This window comes from Nonomuraea sp. NPDC048892, from assembly GCF_040649735.1.
GTDB classification, from domain to species: domain Bacteria; phylum Actinomycetota; class Actinomycetes; order Streptosporangiales; family Streptosporangiaceae; genus Nonomuraea; species Nonomuraea maheshkhaliensis.
Window position 1 is genome coordinate 37,520 of the sequence record NZ_JBEZFZ010000016.1, and the last position, 17,155, is coordinate 54,674.

Here is a 17,155-nt window from a genome sequence, read left to right on the forward strand (position 1 = left end):
AGAGCAGCAGGTCGGAGCGGCGGATCAGGCCGGCGGGTCAGGCGCGGGCGGCCCGCTCGTTCGGCACGCAGTGCGTCATCTTCAGGCCCTCGACGTCACGGGGGCCGTTCCTGCCCAGCTTGGCCAGGCGGTCGCGGTCCTCGTCGGTGAGATCCTGGCCCCGCAGCGGCTCCAGGCCGGCCAGGTCGTCGGGCGTGATGCCGAGACCCTCGCCCACGCGCAGCCCCAGGTCGTCCTCGACCAGCAGGAAGTGCCAGACCATGCGCTCCTGGACGGCTCGGTCGCACTGCTTGAGCGCCGTGACGAAGTTGAGCACCAGATCGTCGCGCTCCCACTCCTGCATCAGCAGATAGCGCTGGCCGGCCTGCTTGTAGTCGTTGGTGCGCGGGATCCGCTTACGGGTGAGCCGCCCGCTGATCTGCGGGCCGACCTCGTCCGGATGCGGATAGTGCGCCTCGCGCAGGCCGTCGCGCAGCGAGGGCTCGTAGTTGATGTGCGGGCTCTCGCCGCCCGAGTCGACGAAGTACGTCATCTGGCCGTCGCGCTGGTTGGTCCGGCAGGTCGCCTTCGTCTGGTTGACCGGGAGCTGCAGGTAGTTGGGGCCGACCCGGTGGCGCTGCGTGTCGCTGTAGGAGAACGTCCGCCCGACCAGCATCTTGTCGTCGGAGAAGTCGAGCCCGTCCACGAGCACGCCGGTGCCGAACGACGCCTGCTCGTTCTCGGCGAACTGGTTCTGCACATTGCGGTTGAGCACCAGACGGCCGACCGGTAGCGCGGGGAAGTCGTTCTCCGGCCAGGTCTTGGTGTCGTCGAGCGGGTCGAAGTCCAGCTCGGGGTGCTCGTCGTCGCTCATGACCTGCACCAGCAGCTCCCACTCGGGGTAGTCGCCGCGCTCGATGGCCTCGTACAGGTCCTTGGTGGCGTGACCCAGGTCCTCCGCCTGCACGGCGGCGGCGTCGGCCGCGGTCATGCTGCGCACGCCCTGCTTGGGCATCCAGTGGTACTTCACCAGGTGCGTCTCACCCTGGGCGTTGACCCACCGGTAGGTGTTCACGCCGAAGCCCTGCATGTGCCGGTAGTCGGCGGGGATGCCGCGCGGGCTGAACAGGTTGACCAGCATGTGCATGCACTCGGGCGTCTGCGACATGAAGTCGAAGATCCGGTTCGGATCCTGCCTGAAGGTGACGGGGTCGGGCTTGAGCGAGTGGATGACGTCGGGGAACTTGATGGCGTCCCTGATGAAGAAGACCGCCAGGTTGTTGCCGACGAGGTCCCAGTTGCCGTCCTCGGTGTAGAACTTGATCGCGAAGCCGCGCGGGTCGCGGGCCGTCTCTGCCGAGTCGCGCCCGCCGATCACCGTGGAGAAGCGCAGGGCGACGTCGGTGCGCTTGCCCGCCTCCTGGAACAGCTTGGCGCGCGTGTAGCGGGCGATCGGCTCGTCGCCGAGCTTGCCGTACGCCTCGAAGTAGCCGTAGCTGAGCGCGCCCCTCGCGTGCACCACGCGCTCGGGGATGCGTTCCCGGTCGAAGTGGCTGATCTTCTCCAGGAACTGGTAGTTCTCCAGCGTGGCCGGGCCGCGCGGGCCGATCGTGCGCTGGTTCTGGTTGTCGTAGACCGGGTGCCCCTGCCTGTTGGTGAGCACCTCACGCTGGTCGTCGGGCGGCGAGCCCTGGCCAGAGACGTCTGTCATCGCGTTTCCCTTCCCCCGGACGAGGTTTTCCCCGCCTGCCCTCAAGGCCGGAACGGAAACGGGCAAAGATCCGCTATCCGCGGCGGCTGCCCGGCGGGACGACCTGGAGGGCGGCCTCCAGCGCGGTGGCCTCCTCGGGGGTGAGGCGTTCGAGGAAGTGGACCAGGGTGGCGGCCTGGTTGCCGCTGCCGGCCAGCGCGTGGCGCATCAGCTCCGCGGTGTAGGCCTCCTTGGTGGCGATCGGCTCGTAGACGTAGGCCCGGCCGACCGGCTCGCGCTTGAGCAGGCCCTTGGTGTGGAGCTTGTCCATCACGGTCATGACCGTGGTGTAGGCGATCTCGCGCTCCGTACGGAGGTCTTCGAGCACGTCACGGACGGAGGCGGGCCTGCGGTAGGACCACATCCTGTCCATGATCGTGGACTCGAGCTCTCCCAGCGGCCGCTTCATGCACACATGCTACGGGTTGCCGCCCCGCACAACCGGTGCACCGCCCGCTCGGGGCGGTCAGCGGTTGACGCCGTCGGCGGGGCGGCGCAGGAGGTCGAGGTCGGCACGGCGGGGCAGGCTCTCCCAGTCGCCCTGCGAGGTGACCGCGAACGCCCCCGCCGCGCACGCCGTGCTGAGCCGCCGCTCGGGCTCGGCCCCCGCCAGCCAGTCCGCCAGCCAGCCGGCCGCGAAGGCGTCGCCGGCCCCGACCGAGTCGACCTCGCTCACCCGGTACGGCTCCGCCCGCCGTACGACGCCGCCGGACAGCTCCATGGCCCCCTCGGCGCCGAACTTGATCAGCACGTGCCGCGGCCCCATCCCCGCCAGCGCCTTGGCCAGCTCTTCGGCCCCTTCGACGTCGGCGATGAGCCGGCCCTCCGCCTCGGTGGCGAACAGCACGTCCACGCTCCCGATCGCCTCGCGCAGCCAGGCCCCGGCCTCCTCGGGCGTCCACAGCGCCTTGCGATAGTTGACGTCGAGCGAGACCAGTACGCCCGCGGCCCTGGCCTCGCCGATCGCGTGGCGTACGGCATCACGCGCGGAGTCCGAGAGCGCGGGGGTGATGGCGGAGACGTGCAGCACCCGGGCGGACCTGATCAGCTCGGCGTTGAGGTCGGCGGCGCACAGCCGCGAGCCGGCGCTGCCCTTGCGGTAGTAGCGCACGTCGATGAGGTCGGCCGTGCGCCTGCCCTTGATCATCAGGCCGGTGGGCGCGCCGGGGTCGGGGATGGCGCGCACGTCCACGCCCTCGCCGGCCAGCGTCGCCCTGATGAGGTCGCCGAACTCGTCGGCGCCCACCCGGCCCACCCACGTCGCGCCGTGCCCGAGGCGGGCCACGCCGATCGCCACGTTGGACTCGGCGCCGCCCAGACCCAGGTCGAAGTCGCGGGCGAAGCGCAGCGGCCCCGTGCGCCTGGCGGCGAACAGCGCCATGGTCTCGCCGAAGGTCACCAGCTCGGTCATCGGTTCTGACTACCTAGCTTTCTGGAGATGCGCGCCGCCGCGCCGGCCACCAGCGGCCCCAGCTCGCGCACCCGCGCGGCGGTGATCCGCGAGGTGAGGCCGGAGACGGAGATGGCTGCGGTCACGGCGTCGTCGTGGTTGAAGATCGGCGCGGCCACGCACCGCACCTCGGGTTCGTTCTCGCGGTCGTCGACCGCGTAACCGCGCCGCCTGATGTGCGCCAGGTCCGCGCGCAGCCGCTCGGCGTCGGTGATCGTGTGTTTCGTGCGCGGTTCGAGGGTCAGGCCGGCCACGGTCTCCTCGGGCAGCCAGGCCAGGATGGCCTTGCCGACCCCGGTGCAGTGGAGGGGACTGCGGCTGCCGATGCGCGAGGCCATGCGGACGCTGGCCGCGTTTTCCACCTTGTCGATGTAGACGACGTGCGGCGGGTCGTGGACCACCAGGTGGACGGTCTCGCGCACCTCGGTCATCAGCCGGTGCGACTCCTCGGCCGCGACGGAGCGCAGGTCGAGCGTGGCCAGGTAGGACTGGCCGAGGCTGAGCGTGCCGTGGCCCAGGCGGTAGGCGCCCGTCTCGCGGTCGCGTTCGAGCAGCCTGGCCTCGACCAGCGGCGCGGACAGGCGCAGTACCGTGCTCTTGGACAGGCCCACGGCCTCGGCGAGTTGCGTGAGCGAGACGCCCGGATGCTCGCGCACGTGCTCCAGCACGGCCAGGGCGCGTCTGAGCGAGGCGGACTGGTTGCGTTCTGGCACGTGCCCCAACATACCGGCGGATCGCGGTTTGCAACACGTCGTTGTGCAGTGCACAACAGCTCAGGGTCTTGAGGGGCCGTCGGAGACCGCGATCTCGTGCGTGTCGCCAGGGGCCAGGAACGCGAGCAGTCGCCGGCCCTCCTCCTCGACCGCGTCCAGCTCCTTGACCGGCTCCCACAGGTGCAGACCGAGGGTGGAGACACCCTTGGCCCGGGTGAGCGTCCAGTCCCCGGCCGTGACGCCGTCCACCAGGATCATTCTGGGCATCACGTTGGTGCCCATGAAGCCCTGGAACGCGGCCAGGCCGGTCTCGGTGATGACCCGCGACCGGTCGGCGTGGGAGAGGAACAGGTTGTCGAAGTCGTACATGAGGCGGGGCGGCGCGGGCACGTCCGCGTCGGGGCGTGGGGCGTCGGGGAGGTCGTACAGGGTCCTGCCGCTCTCGTCCCTGAACCTGAGCAGGTCGAGCGGCTCGACCACCTCGGCCAGCCGGGTCAGCCCCGACCACGTCTGCACGTCCTGCACCGACGCGGGCCCGAACGCGGCCAGGTAGCGCCGCACCAGCTCGGCCGGCGTCATCGGGGGCTGCTCGAAGCCCAGCCACGACTCCGCGCTCGTGTGGGCGACCGGCCCGCTCCTGCCCCACAGGCCGCGCGGCGGCACCTGCACGAGGGGCACCAGCCAGCGCACCCCCTGGCCCAGCGCGTGGGGGTCGTGCTCAAGCCAGCGCTCGTTCAGCGCCCGGCCCAGCTCGGCGAAGGTCATCGGCCGCTCCTCCAGCAGCGCCCGCCCGACCGCCTCCAGCTCGCCGAGATCCACCCCGGCCAGCCGCTTGCCGAACGTCGTGCGCGTCCCGCGCTCGGTGACCTGCTGCAGCAGCGGCCGCATGGCCAGGCAGTCGCGGGCCGAGACCAGGTGGATGGTGGAACGCTGCAGCGCGATGCGCACCAGGGCGCGCGAGGCCAGCAGGTCGGCGGCGTCGGAGGCGGCGAAGCCCTCGATGCGGGTCCACAGGCCGGTGTACCAGGTGTGCGGGGTCTGCGCCTGGAGCCCGCCCAGGTGTTCGACGACCTCGATCACGGACTGGCCGGTGCGCCGCAGCAGGAGCTGCCTGTCGAGAGTGGCCCGGTTGAGCGCCCGGCGGCTGATGAGGGGATCCATGTGACCAAGGTAGGGGCTATTGCGGCCGGTCCCGGGCCGCAATAGCCCCCGCGGCGCCGGCGGATGCCGGCATGTGGCCTCTACCGCCTGATGGTACGCGTGTCACCGAGGTTTCGCTCTTCCGTTCCGTGCCGTTTCGGGGGTCCCTCGGTGTCTCGGTGAGCTGAGGCTCGCGTGCATGTGCCCTGCCGGAAGACTCCGCGGCTGTCGTCCGATGACCGAAAGCCTGACGCGGGTCAACCCGGCCCTGGACGGCCGCCGGACCAGGGCAGACGATGAACGTGCCCTGGAGCCTCGGCGAGGGGGTGAGCCCGCATGGCCGCGCATGCCCTTCGCAGCGGATCAGATCGCTCCAGGGACGAGCACTTCGTCTGCCGCGACAGGGAACTGTCGGTGCTGCACGCGCAGCTCGGCCACGCCTGCGAGGGCCGGTCGGGCCTCGTCGTGCTGGAGGGGCCGGCCGGGATCGGCAAGACCGCGCTGGAGCGGCGGGTGCCCGATCCGCTGGTGGCCGGGGCCGCGCTGCTGGAGCTGCTGGGCCGGCTCCACCACCGGGCTCCCGTGGTGCTCGCCGTCGACGGGGCCGACTGGGCGGACCTGCTCTCGCTGCAGGCGCTGAAGTACCGAGCGCGTGCGGCTGCCTGACCAGGGCGGTGCAGCTCACCGAGGAGGGCCCCGAACGCGACCGCCTGATCGCCGAGGCCGTGGAGGCACTGCTGGCCGCCGGCCGGCCCGGCGACGCGGAGGAGCTGGCCGGCCGGCTGACGCCCGGGGCGATCCCGGGGTGCGTGCCTACGTTGTGGGGTCGGTGGCGCTGGTGGCGGGGCGGGTGCGGGAGTCGGTCCGCCTGCTCGACCAGGCCTGGTCGTACGCGGGCGAGGACCCGTGGCTGGGACCGGCCGTCGCGGCCCGGCAGGCGCTGGCGGCCCTGACCCGCGGCTGCGGCGAGGACATCGCCCGCTGGACCGGCCACACCCTGCCAAGGGACGGCTCACGCCGCACAGAGACGGGCGGCGGCGACTTGGTCCGCTTCGCCGCCTTGACCGGCCCCGCCTTGACCGACCCCGCCGGGGAAGCATTGGGCCTCGCCGGGCAGGCCGGAGCTGGGCCCGTGGCCGCCGCGCGGGACGGCTCGGAGGCCATGGGCGGCGAACCAGCCGGACCGGCGCGGTCGGCGGGTCTGGAATCAGGCGGGTGGGTCCGGTCGGCGGGTGAGGAACCGGACGGGGAGGCCCGGTCCCTCATCGGCCGGCTGAGCGACATAGGCGAGTAGCCCCCGTCGTCACGGCGAGCCGGAGACGCACGGGTGCACGCGAACCGCACGGCGAGCCGGAGGCACACGCGCACACGCGAGCCGGCCGCGCACAGGGGCGGGCGAGCCGGTTGCACCGCCTTCGTTATGATCGTTTTGACCTTTTGCGCGCCCGGGGGAGCGAAATGACCGAATACCGGCCCAAGACCCTGCTCGCCATGAGCCGGCAGATCGCCGGACGGCTCGTCACCGGCCCGGTACGCGACCGCCTGATCGCCGTCGCCGACGTGGACCCCGACCAGGTGGCCACGGACTTCGCCGACCCCGCCGTGGCGGCCGCGCTGGCCGAGGCCGAGGTGCTCTACACCAGCTGGTACTGCCCGCCGATCACCGCCGAGGTGCTGGCCGCCGCGCCCCGGCTCAAGGCGATCGTGCACGCGGCCGGCTCCGTCAAGCACCACGTCACCCCGGCATGCTGGGAACGCGGCCTGCTCGTCTCCTCCGCGGCGGCGGCCAACGCCGAGCCCGTCGCCGAGTACACGCTGGCCTCCATCCTCTTCGCCAACAAGCGGGTGCTGGAGCTGGCCGCGCTCTACCGGGACAAACGCGCCCAACTCGACGTGTACGGACTGTCCAGCGGCATCGGCAACTACCGGCGCACGATCGGGATCATCGGCGCCTCCAGGATCGGGCGCCGGGTGATCGAGCTGCTCCGGCCGTTCGACCTGGACGTGCTGGTCGCGGACCCGTACCTGACCGAGGACCTGGGCGTCCCGCACGTCGGCCTGGACGAGCTGTTCGAACGGTGCGACGTGATCAGCGTGCACGCGCCCGCGCTGCCCGAGACCGAGCACCTCGTCGACGCCGCCCGGCTGGCCCGCATGCGCGACGGAGCCACGCTGATCAACACGGCGCGCGGCGCGCTCGTGGACACCGAGGCGCTCACCGCCGAGCTCACCTCCGGCCGCCTGTACGCCGTGATCGACGTCACAGAGCCGGACCCGCTGCCGCCTGACTCGCCCCTCTACGACCTGCCCAACGTGCTGCTCACCCCGCACATCGCCGGCTCACTCGGCGGCGAGCTGGCCCGCATCGCCGACCTGGCCGTGGACGAGCTGGTCAGGTACGCCAAGGGGCTGCCCTTCGAGCACGGCGTGGCCGCCGCGGAACTCGCCACCAGCGCTTGACCGGCCCCTGACAGCCGAGCCGGCCGGCCGCCCCCGATGGCGACGGAGTCGGCGCGGCCCTACGCTGCTGCGCATGCACAAGCGCGTGATCGACGGCCGTTTCGAACTCGTGGAGCGGCTCGGCGGCGGGGGCATGGGCCTGGTGTGGCGGGCCTGGGACGTGGCCCTGCACCGCGAGGTCGCGCTCAAAGAGGTGCGCCCGCCCGACCCGTCGATGGACGAGCAGGACCCGGCCGGCGCCCGCGACCTGCGCGCCCGGGTGCTGCGCGAGGCCCGCGCGCTGGCCCGGCTCAACCACCCGCATGTGGCCACCATCCACCACATCGTGGACCCGGGTGAGCACGACTACCCGTGGATCGTCATGGAGCTCGTCCCCGGCGGCTCGCTCCAGGACCGGATCCAGCACGGCGCCATGCCGCCCGAGCAGGTCGCCAAGCTGGGACGCGAGGTCCTGTCCGCGCTGCGGGCGGCCCACGCCGTCGGCATCCAGCACCGCGACGTCAAGCCCGCCAACGTGCTGCTGCGCGAGGACGGGCGCTCGGTGCTGACCGACTTCGGCATCGCCGCCGTACGCGAGTCCACCAGCCTGACGGCCACGGGGTCGTTCATCGGCTCGCCCGAGTACATGGCGCCCGAGCGGATCAACGGCGTGGAAGGCGACCCGGCCTCCGACCTGTGGTCGCTGGGCATGATGCTGTACGTGGCGGTGGAGGGACGGCATCCGCTGCGCCGGAGCACCACCCTGGCGACGCTGGCGGCGGTGCTCAACGCCGACGTGCCGCCGGCTGAGCGGGCGGGGCCGCTCGGGCCGGTGCTCGCGGCCCTGCTCACCCGGGACACGGCGGTGCGACCGGACGCCGAGACCCTGGACCGGATGCTGGCCGCGGCCGAATCAGGCCACACACCCCCGCCGCCCCACCCCTACGCCCCCCATGCTCCCGGCCCTCAGTCGTCGGGTCCGCAGGCTTACGCCCCTCAAGGGCCGGGCTCTCAGCCGCCCGCTCCACACGACTTCGGTTCCCACGGCTCCGGTCCTCACCGCGCCGGCTCCCAGGGCTCCGGCCCTCACGGTGCCGGCCACCACGGCACCGGTCCCCACGGCGCTGGTGCCCAGTCCGGTGGGCCCGGGTGGGGCGCGGCGGTCTTCCCACCCGGTGGGAACGCCGGCGGGCCGATTCCGCCCGGGTCGGGGCCGTATGGGTCAGGGCCTTCCGGGCCGGGGGCACCAGGGGCGGGGCCGGGTGCGTACGCCGGGCCGCCCCAGGCGGGGAACACCGTGCCGCCCCAGGCCGGGCACACCGTGCCGCCAGGGCACGGAGGCCCGTGGGGCAAGGCGCCGGTCTCGCACGCCGACACCATGAACAGACGCCGCCCCCGTCGCGGCGGGACGGCGCTGGTCGCGGTGATCGTCTCGGTGGTCGTCGTGGTGGGCGTGGTGGGTTGGCGGTTACTTCCGGCCATCGGCGACCTCGGCGGCGACGGCCGTCCCCAGACCGACCGCCTGTCGGCGTCGGACGCCCCGAAAACCGGCCGAACCCCGCGAGTCACCACAACAGACGACACGACGGGCGACACGACGGATGACCAGACAGGTGACCAGACGGGCGACCCCTCCGAGGAGACCGTCGAGGAGAACCTGCTGACCCCCGCCGGCATGCGCGCCATGATCGCCAAGCTCAAGCCGGCCATCGGCGGCACCAAGGTCGTCAAGATGGTCGTCTACCCGACGTACGCCTCCGTGGACGCCCCGCTCAAACGGGACTCCGACCTGTACGACAGCTACGACTACCGCGACGGCGCCGTCTCGGAGCCGCGCAAGGGCGGCCAGGTGCGCACCGGCACGACCGACCTGTCCAAGTACAACTGGAACGCCCTCCCCAACCTCATCAAACGGGCGAAGAAGGACCTCGGCGCCTCCAACCCCACGACGGTCTACGTCATCGTGGACCCGAACTACGTGTTCACCGCGACCAAGCAGGTGCTGCTCGTCTACGCCTCCGACGACTACGGCCGCGGCGGCTACCTGGTGGCCGACCCCCAGGGCAAGGTCCTCAGGCTCGTCGGCGACTAGGACGACCGGACGGCGTGCGGCCGGTAGAGGTCCTGGTCACCGGCGCGGCCGGCCGCCGGCGGAGGTCGGGTCGCCAGGCGTGGCCGGTCGGCGGGGGATCGGGTCGCCGGTACCGGTATCGCCGTCAGCAGACGTCCTGGTAGCCGCTCTCGGGGATCAGCCGGGCCCATTCCTGCCTGCTCAACGCCCCGCCCGCCCGGGCGCACACCTCGCTCGCCGTCAGGGCGGGATCGACCGCGATCTCGTGTACGGTGCCGTCGAGCGCCACGCCGCGCAGCCGCCTGCCGTCCTGGCTGAAGGCGAGCCCTGACGCCCACGATCCCACCTGGCCGACCTCGCGCAGCGTCTTCGTGTCCCAGAGCGAGGTGCGGGCGCCGTCGATGGCCAGCAGGTCGCCCTTGGGGGAGAAGCGCAGTTCGTCCACGGGGGTGGTGCCGGTCTCGATCGTGCCGAGCGGCCGGCGTTCGCGTACGTCCCACAGCAGCACCCTGCCGCCCTCCAGCCCGAACGCCAGCCTGTCGCCGCCGGGCGAGAAGGCCAGCGCGGTCGCGGCGGCGCCCCCACCGGCCTCGGCGGCCAGGCTGAGCGGGGTGATCCGGCCGGTACGCAGGTCGAGCAGGCTGTCACCGGCGGCCAGCGTCCTGCCGTCGGGGCTGAAGGCCAGAGCCAGGTCACCCGCGCTCTCGTACGTCTTGATCCGGCGCCCCTGGCGCACGTCCCACGTCTCCAGGGTGCTGCCGCGGGCGGTGGCCAGCGTGCCGCCGTCGGGGGAGAGCGCCACGGCCGGTACGTCGCCGCCGGCGTTGATCGCGGCCACCTGCCTGCCCCCGGTCACCTCCCACACGGTCACCGGGTCGCCCGCGACGGCCAGCAGCCGGCCGCTCGCGTCGAACGCCAGGTCGCCGGCGGCGGCGATCCGGCCCAGCGTCCTGCGCGCCTCGGTGTCGGTGAGCTCGATCGTGTCCCCGACCTCCTTGGCGGCGACGCGGCCGTTGCCGGAGAAGGCGGCGACGTGGCCGTCCTGGGCGGGCATCGGCAGGCCGGAGACGTCGAGCGAGACGACCGAGCCGGTGCCGCTGAGGTAGCGCAGGGTCCGTCCGTCCTTGGAGAACGTCAGGCCGTGGCCGGGGTCTTTGAGCGGGTACGCGCCCGCCAAGCGGCGTTCGGCCACGTTCCAGACGCGTACCTCGCCGTCGCCGGGGAGGGCGAGGAGGCGGCCGTCGGGGCTGAAGACGAGCGGGCCGGCCAGGGCGCCAGGAGGCGTCTCCAGCCCGTCCACGATCTCGACCCCCCAGCCACGCTCCTTCACCGGCCCCTCACCGAGGTCCTGCTCCCGCACACCCGACGAGGCCCGGGCATCGGGCTCAGGCGCGGCCGACGACCCTCCCGCGTCGATCTCAGGCGCGGCCGGCCGACCTCCGGTATCGGCCTTCGGCACAGCCGGCTGAGCCCCGCCGTCGATCTCAGGCGCGGCCGGCTGACCCCCGGCATCGGTCTTGGGCGCGGCCGGCTGACCTCCGGCGTCACGCTCAGGCAGGGCCGACGGCGTGACGGCTTTGAGCGTGGCCGCAGGCTCCGGAGCCGGAAGCGCCCGCAACGCCGGCCCGGAAACCCCACTCGGCACACCCCGCGCGGCCAAAGCCCCAGAGGGCGCCGCCTCCACTCCCGCAGGGGATGGGGCCGCGAGAACGCCCGGCGCCTCAAGGGGTCCGGTGGGTGGGGCCGCGAGGGTCCCAGAGGGCGCCGCCTGCGCCCCCACAGGGTCGGTCGGCGGGGCCGCGAGGGCGCCGGGACGTCCGGCCTGCGCTTCCAGGGGGCCGGTGGGCGGGGCCTGGTCCGCGGGAGGGCTGGTGGGTGGGGCCGCGAGGGTGCCGGGGTGGCCGGCCTCGCCGCCCGTCGGGCCGGTGGGGGAGGACTGGGGTGGGGCCTGGGCGTTGAGGGGCTGGGCGGGGGTCGAGCGGGCGGTGCGGGTCTGTTCGTCCTCCACCAGCGTGACCCCGTCACGCCCCGCCACCGCCAGCGTCCCCCCGTCGGGACTGAAGGCGAGAGCAGGCGCCCCGGCGTCCACGCCGGTGAGCGGCTGGACGGTCACGATGCCCGTCCTGACCCGCCGGGGCGCGAGGTCCCACAGCTCCACCCGCCCCGTCACCCCGGACACGGCCGCCCTGGACCGGTCGGGGGACAGCGCCACCTTCTTGTCGCTCACGTCGAACAGCACCCGGCCGCCCCGCCGGACGACCGTCCGGTTGCCCCGGCTGATCGCGTACACGGCGTCGCCCGCCGGCGCCTGACCGGTCGCGACGTCGAAGGGCCGCCCGCCGGGCCCCTCCGCGTAGCGGCCGTCGTCGCTCAGCGCGGTGCTTCCCGGCGGCAGCACGTACGTGGCCGTCCGCCGCCCGCCGCCCACGTCCCAGACGGTGACGGCGTCGGCGTCCCAGCGCACGAGCTCGTCCTCCCGCAGCAGGTACCGCGCCCGCGCGTCGGCCCCGGGGTCGGTGAACACCCCCAGCTCCGGCTGCACGAGCGAGGCCTGCAGCGCCGCCCGCGCCTCGAACACCGGCGCCAGCCGCCACGCGGCCACACTGAGCCGCATCGCGGTGCGCGGGTCGGAGTCACGCAGGGTCTCCGCCCTGGCGGCCACGGCCCTGGCGTCGGCCTCGATGAGGCGTTCGCGCAGGTCGTTCTGGCCGTGCACGGACAGGACGCTCATCGTCACCGCGACGGCCAGCACGGCCGCGACCGTGGCCAGCGCGGGCACCATGAACTTCCTGCGCTGCTTGGACAGGGCCACGCTGTCGTTGATGAAGTCGCGTTCGAGCTGGTTGAGCCGTACGTGGCGGCGCTTGGTCGCGGCCCAGCCGAGCGCGGAGTCGAGCTCATGGCCGCGAAAGAGGTGGCTGGTGTCGCGGCGGTGCTCGGACCAGGTCCTGGCGGCCTCGCGGATGCGCCGGTGGGACGGCATGCCATCGCGCTCGTCGGCGACCCACCCGCGCAAGCGGGGCCAGGCCCGGTAGAGGGCGGCGCTGGCGGCGGCCACCCGGTTGTCGCTGACGGCCACGAGCTTGCCCACGGACGTCTCGGCGGGCGGCACCCGGACGCTGCGCCGCACCAGCAGGCCGGCCTCCATGAGCGGGGCGAGCACCTCGCCCTCGTCGTGCGGGTCGTCGCCGTCGAGCAGGCGCAGCAGCAGGCCGGGCACCTCCTCCTGCTGCCTCGGGGTGAGCGAGAGGTAGACCTCCTCGGCCACCTCGCCGAGCGACCGGGTCGGGGCCCACGTCTCGGGCGGGCGCAGCTCGGTCTCGCTGTCGATGAGCAGCTCGGCCGCCGCCGGCCGGTCGGCGCAGTTCTTCGACAGCGCCCGCCCCACCAGCTCGCGCAGGGTGTCGGGCAGGCAGCTCAGGTCGGGGTCGACGGTCAGCAGCCGGTGCATGATGCCGCCGAGGCTCTCCCCCTGGAAGGGGTCGCGGCCGGTGGCCGCGAACAGCACCACCGCGCCCCACGCGAACACGTCGGCCGCCGCCTCGGCCGGCTGCCCGGTCAGGACCTCGGGAGCGAGGTACGTGCACGTGTCGCCCGCCGGGTCGCCCGCGGGCAGGCCCAGCTCGATCACCCGGGGCCCGTCGGCGGCCAGCAGCACGGCCTCCGGGTTGAGCCCGGAGTGCGTCAGCCCGGCCTCGTGCAGGGCTCGCAGCGCGGCGGCCAGGGCGGCGGCCAGCGCGACGAGCTCGTCACCGCAGTAGGGACCGTGCAGCCCGACCGCCTCACGCAGGTCGGGCCCGCTGACGAACTGACTGACCACGTAGGGGACGCCTCCGTCGGACCCGACGGCCACCACCTGCGCCAGCTGGCGGCAGGTCACCTTCTCGAACCGGTGACCGACCTCGCCCCTCGGCACGGTGACCGCGTAACGGCGGCCCTCGTCGTCGTAGGCGTCGTAGACGACACCGCGCTTGCCCGCGCCGAGCCTGGCCGCCGGCCAGAAGCCGCCGAGCCTCTCGGGATCACCGGGCACCAAGCGCATCGTCACTGATGCTTAGATGCACGACATGGCCCTTTGGTTGCCCTGAAAGACGCCACAGGTCCCCCGCGCGCCTCGGGGGACCCATGAGTCATGATCATTATGCCAGGCTTCCGGATCTTGACTGCCACTCAGGCCGGAGGATGGACATGAGCACGGCGTCGTGCCACTCGCCGTCCCAGAGCAGGGCGTCGCGCTCGACGCCCTCCTCGACGAAGCCGATCTTCTTGTAGACGTGGCGGGCGCGGTCGTTGAAGGTGTAGACGCCGAGGCTGATCCGGTGGATCGGCGTCGCGGTGAACGCGTGGGCCAGCAGCAGCTCGATCGCCTCGGTGCCGTACCCCTTGCCGAAGGCACGCGGGCCGACCAGCGCGATGCGCAGGTTGCAGGACAAGTTGTGGGCGTCGAGCTCGTTGAGCACGATCTCGCCCACGACCTCGTCGTCCGCCACGATCGCCAGGTCGAGCCGGTCGGCCTGCTCGCCGCGCGTGGCGTACCAGGCGCGCAGCCGATCCACCTCGAACGTGCCGTGCGAGCCCGTCAGCCGGCCCACCTCGGGGTCGGAGACGAGCTCGACGAGGGCGTCGAGGTGTTCGAGGCCGATCGGGCACAGCGTCACGCGCTCGCCCTTCAGCGTGGGTTTCTCAGCGAACATCCCCTTTGGCTATCAGGTGTGATCGCCGTCGGGCAAACCCATTTGCCGCAGCACCTCGTCGCGCACCTGCTCGGGGCTGAGCACGCCGACGTCGCAGATCAGGTCCGCCACCTCATGGAAGTAGTGCTCGCGCCGGGCCCGCATGGTGGCCGGGTCGTAGTCGGGACGGTGATCGCTCGTGCGCATCCGCTGCGCAAGCACGTCGTCCTTCGCGTCGACCCAGACCACGAACGCCCGGCCCATCGCCGCACGCACCTCGGGGTTCTCCAGCGTGCTCGCCGCCGCCGCGATCACCTGCGGCTCACCCGCCAGCCCTTCCAGCACGTGCTCGGCCTCGTAGCGGTGCAGCGTCTCCTTGCCCTCCCTGACGGCTATCGGCGCGGACGTGGCGCCGTAGCGGTCCTGGAGGTACTGGTCGCTGTCGGTGAACGGCAGGCCGAGGGCCGCGGCGACCAGGCGTCCTGAGGTCGTCTTGCCTGATCCCATCAGCCCGATCATTACGACGGGTTTGTTTTTCGCCATGTGGATAGAGGTTCCTTCGTGTCAAGGAGGTAAATCTGATGACCATCGCCGGAAGCATCATCCTCATCATGCTCGGTGCGATCCTCACCTGGGCCGTCGAGTTCGACCTCGCCGGTCTCGACATCAACGTAGTGGGTGTCATCCTCATGCTCGGCGGCATCGTCGGACTGCTGTTCGGCATCTACCGGATCCGCGTCACCCGGCGAGCGGTCGGCCCGATCGAGGAGCCGGTGCACCGCCAGGAGATCTACGAGGAGCCCGAGGCCCGCAGAACCACGGTGTACGAGGAGCGCCGCCACCACGAACCGCCCCTGTAGGAGTTGAGACCAACAGATGACCGAGCCGGAGGCGGTGGCCCCCATCCAGAAGGCCGACAGGAAGGCCACGGCGAAGTCCCGCTGAGCACGCCCGAGGTCTCGACGCGAAGAGGGCCGGTGGTCGGGAGACCACCGGCCCTCTGTCGTGTCGTCGCCTGTTCCGCCGGTCCTGGCCACAGCGCCCGCCCTCTCGGAGACGGAACTCGTCACCGCGCCGTCGTCACAGCAGCCGTTTGACCGCCGCGACGATCGCGGTGCGGTCGATGCCGGCGTCGGCGAGCTGTTCCCGAGGGGTCGCGGAGCCGGGCAGATCGGTCACGGCCAGCTTCACCACCCGCGGCCCCAGCTCGCTCACCGCGTCCGAGACCGCGTCGCCGAGCCCGCCCTCGGCCCGGTGGTCCTCGACCGTGATCAGGTTGCCGGTGGTGGTCGCCGCCTGGATGAGCGCCGCCGCGTCCACGGGCTTGATCGAGTACAGGTCGATGACGCCGACCGGGATGTCGCTCGCCCGCAGCTCGTCGGCCGCGGCCAGAGCCTCGTGCACGGTCACGCCGGCCGCCACGATGGTGGCCCGGTCGCCGGGGTTCTGCCGCAGCACCCGTGACCCGCCCACGGGGAAGCGCTCGCCCGGCTCGTAGATCACCGGCGTGTCGCCGCGCGTCGTACGCAGGTAGGAGACGCCGTCGAGGTCGGCCATCTCGGAGAGCAGCGCGGCCGTCTGGTTGGCGTCGCACGGGTAGAGCACGGTGCTCCCGTACGTGGTGCGCAGCATGGCCAGGTCTTCGAGGCCCATCTGCGAAGGGCCGTCCTCGCCGATCGCCACCCCGGCGTGCGAGCCGACCAGCCGGATGGAGGCCCCGCTCACCCCGGCCATCCTGATGAAGTCGTGCGCTCTGGTGAGGAACGCCGCGAACGTGGCCGCGTACGGCTTCCACCCGCGCACCTGCATCCCGACGGCGGCCGCCACGAGCAGCTGCTCGGCGATGTACATCTCGAAGAACCGCTCGGGAAACTCATCGGCGAACGTCTGGGTCTTGGTGGAGTCGGCCACCTCGCCGTCCAGCGCCACGACGTCGCCCCTGGCCGCGCCGAGCGCCTTCAGCGCCTCCCCGTACGCGGTGCGCGTGCTGACCTGGTCCCCGACGGCGTAGGCGGGCACCTGCATCCCGCTGGCCGCGAACCGGTACGGCGTCGCGCCCGGCTCGGGCTTGCGCACCTCGACGTGCACGTTCCTGACGCCGCCGAGCTCGGCCACCGCCTTGTCGGGGTCCTTCAGTGCCTTGCCGTGGGCGCCCTCGCGGTTCTCCACCTCCAGGACGCCTTCGCCCTTGCGGGTCTTGGCCAGGATCACGGTCGGCCGCCGGCGCGTGTTGCGGGCGTCGTTCAGCGCGTAGTCGATCTGTCCAGGGTCGTGCCCGTCGATCTCGATCGTGTGCCAGCCGAACGCCGTGAACCTGCGCGCGTACGCGCCGGTGTCCCACCCGTGCCGGGTGGGGCCGCGCTGCCCGAGCCGGTTGACGTCCACGACGGCGGTCAGATTGGCCAGTCCTTCTGCCCCGGCGTGTTCCGCGGCCTCCCAGACGGAGCCCTCGGCCAGCTCGCTGTCACCGCAGAGCACCCAGACGTGGTACGGCATGCGTTCCAGCCGCCCGGCCATCGCCACGCCCACGCCCACGGGCAGGCCCTGCCCGAGCGAGCCGGTGGCGACGTCCACCCAGGGCAGCCGGGGTGTCGGATGCCCCTCCAACCGGCTGCCCCTGCGCCGGAACGACAGCAGTTCCTCATCGTCGATCACGCCCGCCGCCTTGTACAGCGAGTAGAGCAGGGGAGAGGCGTGCCCCTTGGAGAAGATCAGCTGGTCGTTGGCCGGATTGCCCGGGTCGTCGAAGTCGTAGCTCAAATGGCAGGCGAACAGCACCGCCATCAGGTCGGCCGCGGACATCGACGAGGTGGGGTGGCCGGACCCCGCCTCGGCGGCGGCTCGCACGGAGTCGACGCGTAGCTGTGCTGCCAGTTCGGCAAGGTATTGGAGATCGCGTTCAGGCATCATCGCCTCCTCGAAAGCGGTTGCTGCGGCGCC

Annotated in this window: 14 protein-coding genes; 5 read left to right on the forward strand and 9 right to left on the reverse strand. The window is 72.6% G+C overall.

Features of this window, described 5'->3' with window-relative positions:
• Positions 1–37 precede the first annotated feature (37 nt).
• The 5 genes from AB0C28_RS37980 to AB0C28_RS38000 form a co-directional block, all read right to left on the reverse strand.
• Positions 38–1,690, reverse strand: a complete 1,653-nt coding sequence (locus AB0C28_RS37980) for a catalase (protein ID WP_357848283.1) — start codon at positions 1,688–1,690, stop codon at positions 38–40.
• A 73-nt stretch (positions 1,691–1,763) separates the two neighbouring features.
• A complete protein-coding gene (locus AB0C28_RS37985) occupies positions 1,764–2,138 on the reverse strand; it encodes a BlaI/MecI/CopY family transcriptional regulator (protein ID WP_106248898.1) in 375 nt (124 codons plus the stop codon).
• Positions 2,139–2,195: 57 nt separating this feature from the next.
• Positions 2,196–3,140: a sugar kinase gene (locus tag AB0C28_RS37990; RefSeq protein WP_358080326.1), complete on the reverse strand. Its 945-nt coding sequence runs from the start codon at positions 3,138–3,140 to the stop codon at positions 2,196–2,198.
• Positions 3,137–3,892: an IclR family transcriptional regulator gene (locus tag AB0C28_RS37995; RefSeq protein ID WP_358080327.1), complete on the reverse strand. Its 756-nt coding sequence runs from the start codon at positions 3,890–3,892 to the stop codon at positions 3,137–3,139. The genes AB0C28_RS37990 and AB0C28_RS37995 overlap by 4 nt, the downstream gene beginning before the upstream one ends.
• A 60-nt stretch (positions 3,893–3,952) precedes the next feature.
• The gene (locus AB0C28_RS38000; RefSeq protein WP_358080328.1) at positions 3,953–5,053 is read right to left on the reverse strand and encodes a winged helix DNA-binding domain-containing protein; all 1,101 of its coding nucleotides are present in this window, start codon (positions 5,051–5,053) and stop codon (positions 3,953–3,955) included.
• A gap of 315 nt (positions 5,054–5,368) precedes the next feature.
• Here AB0C28_RS38000 and AB0C28_RS38005 point away from each other — a divergent pair, with 315 nt between their 5' ends.
• The 4 genes from AB0C28_RS38005 (at position 5,369) to AB0C28_RS38020 (ending at position 9,563) form a co-directional block, all read left to right on the forward strand.
• Positions 5,369–5,698 carry an AAA family ATPase gene (locus AB0C28_RS38005; protein ID WP_358080329.1) on the forward strand — a complete coding sequence of 110 codons (330 nt, stop codon included), beginning with the start codon at positions 5,369–5,371 and terminating at the stop codon, positions 5,696–5,698.
• Positions 5,699–5,837: 139 nt separating this feature from the next.
• A complete protein-coding gene (locus tag AB0C28_RS38010) occupies positions 5,838–6,326 on the forward strand; it encodes a hypothetical protein (RefSeq protein WP_357848273.1) in 489 nt (162 codons plus the stop codon).
• 164 nt (positions 6,327–6,490) lie between these two features.
• Complete coding sequence (locus AB0C28_RS38015) at positions 6,491–7,492, forward strand: hydroxyacid dehydrogenase (RefSeq protein ID WP_358080330.1); 1,002 nt, start codon at positions 6,491–6,493, stop codon at positions 7,490–7,492.
• Between the two features lie 73 nt (positions 7,493–7,565).
• Complete coding sequence (locus AB0C28_RS38020; protein WP_358080331.1) at positions 7,566–9,563, forward strand: protein kinase; 1,998 nt, start codon at positions 7,566–7,568, stop codon at positions 9,561–9,563.
• 124 nt (positions 9,564–9,687) lie between these two features.
• Here AB0C28_RS38020 and AB0C28_RS38025 read toward each other — a convergent pair whose 3' ends face one another.
• The 3 genes from AB0C28_RS38025 to AB0C28_RS38035 form a co-directional block, all read right to left on the reverse strand.
• Positions 9,688–13,575, reverse strand: a complete 3,888-nt coding sequence (locus tag AB0C28_RS38025) for a hypothetical protein (RefSeq protein WP_358080332.1) — start codon at positions 13,573–13,575, stop codon at positions 9,688–9,690.
• Between the two features lie 106 nt (positions 13,576–13,681).
• Positions 13,682–14,236: a GNAT family protein gene (locus AB0C28_RS38030; protein WP_357848265.1), complete on the reverse strand. Its 555-nt coding sequence runs from the start codon at positions 14,234–14,236 to the stop codon at positions 13,682–13,684.
• 12 nt (positions 14,237–14,248) lie between these two features.
• The gene (locus AB0C28_RS38035) at positions 14,249–14,722 is read right to left on the reverse strand and encodes a shikimate kinase (RefSeq protein ID WP_358080333.1); all 474 of its coding nucleotides are present in this window, start codon (positions 14,720–14,722) and stop codon (positions 14,249–14,251) included.
• 74 nt (positions 14,723–14,796) lie between these two features.
• Between AB0C28_RS38035 and AB0C28_RS38040 the strand changes: the two genes are divergently transcribed.
• On the forward strand, positions 14,797–15,075 hold the full coding sequence (locus tag AB0C28_RS38040; protein ID WP_357848261.1) for a hypothetical protein: 279 nt from the start codon (positions 14,797–14,799) through the stop codon (positions 15,073–15,075).
• 220 nt (positions 15,076–15,295) lie between these two features.
• Here the strand turns inward: AB0C28_RS38040 and AB0C28_RS38045 are convergent, their stop codons facing one another.
• Positions 15,296–17,122 carry a transketolase gene (locus AB0C28_RS38045; protein ID WP_358080334.1) on the reverse strand — a complete coding sequence of 609 codons (1,827 nt, stop codon included), beginning with the start codon at positions 17,120–17,122 and terminating at the stop codon, positions 15,296–15,298.
• Between the last annotated feature and the right edge of the window lie 33 nt (positions 17,123–17,155).

What these genes read in the sequence shown, in the direction of transcription:
- AB0C28_RS38000 (WP_358080328.1), bottom strand. Translation starts at nt 5,053, where the DNA reads ATGGATCCCCTCATCAGCCGCCGGGCGCTCAACCGGGCCACTCTCGAC.
- AB0C28_RS37990 (WP_358080326.1), bottom strand. Translation starts at nt 3,140, where the DNA reads ATGACCGAGCTGGTGACCTTCGGCGAGACCATGGCGCTGTTCGCCGCC.
- AB0C28_RS38035 (WP_358080333.1), bottom strand. Translation starts at nt 14,722, where the DNA reads ATGGGATCAGGCAAGACGACCTCAGGACGCCTGGTCGCCGCGGCCCTC.
- AB0C28_RS37980 (WP_357848283.1), bottom strand. Translation starts at nt 1,690, where the DNA reads ATGACAGACGTCTCTGGCCAGGGCTCGCCGCCCGACGACCAGCGTGAG.
- AB0C28_RS38005 (WP_358080329.1), top strand. Translation starts at nt 5,369, where the DNA reads ATGGCCGCGCATGCCCTTCGCAGCGGATCAGATCGCTCCAGGGACGAG.
- AB0C28_RS38040 (WP_357848261.1), top strand. Translation starts at nt 14,797, where the DNA reads ATGACCATCGCCGGAAGCATCATCCTCATCATGCTCGGTGCGATCCTC.
- AB0C28_RS38020 (WP_358080331.1), top strand. Translation starts at nt 7,566, where the DNA reads ATGCACAAGCGCGTGATCGACGGCCGTTTCGAACTCGTGGAGCGGCTC.
- AB0C28_RS38030 (WP_357848265.1), bottom strand. Translation starts at nt 14,236, where the DNA reads ATGTTCGCTGAGAAACCCACGCTGAAGGGCGAGCGCGTGACGCTGTGC.
- AB0C28_RS38045 (WP_358080334.1), bottom strand. Translation starts at nt 17,122, where the DNA reads ATGCCTGAACGCGATCTCCAATACCTTGCCGAACTGGCAGCACAGCTA.
- AB0C28_RS37985 (WP_106248898.1), bottom strand. Translation starts at nt 2,138, where the DNA reads ATGAAGCGGCCGCTGGGAGAGCTCGAGTCCACGATCATGGACAGGATG.
- AB0C28_RS38015 (WP_358080330.1), top strand. Translation starts at nt 6,491, where the DNA reads ATGACCGAATACCGGCCCAAGACCCTGCTCGCCATGAGCCGGCAGATC.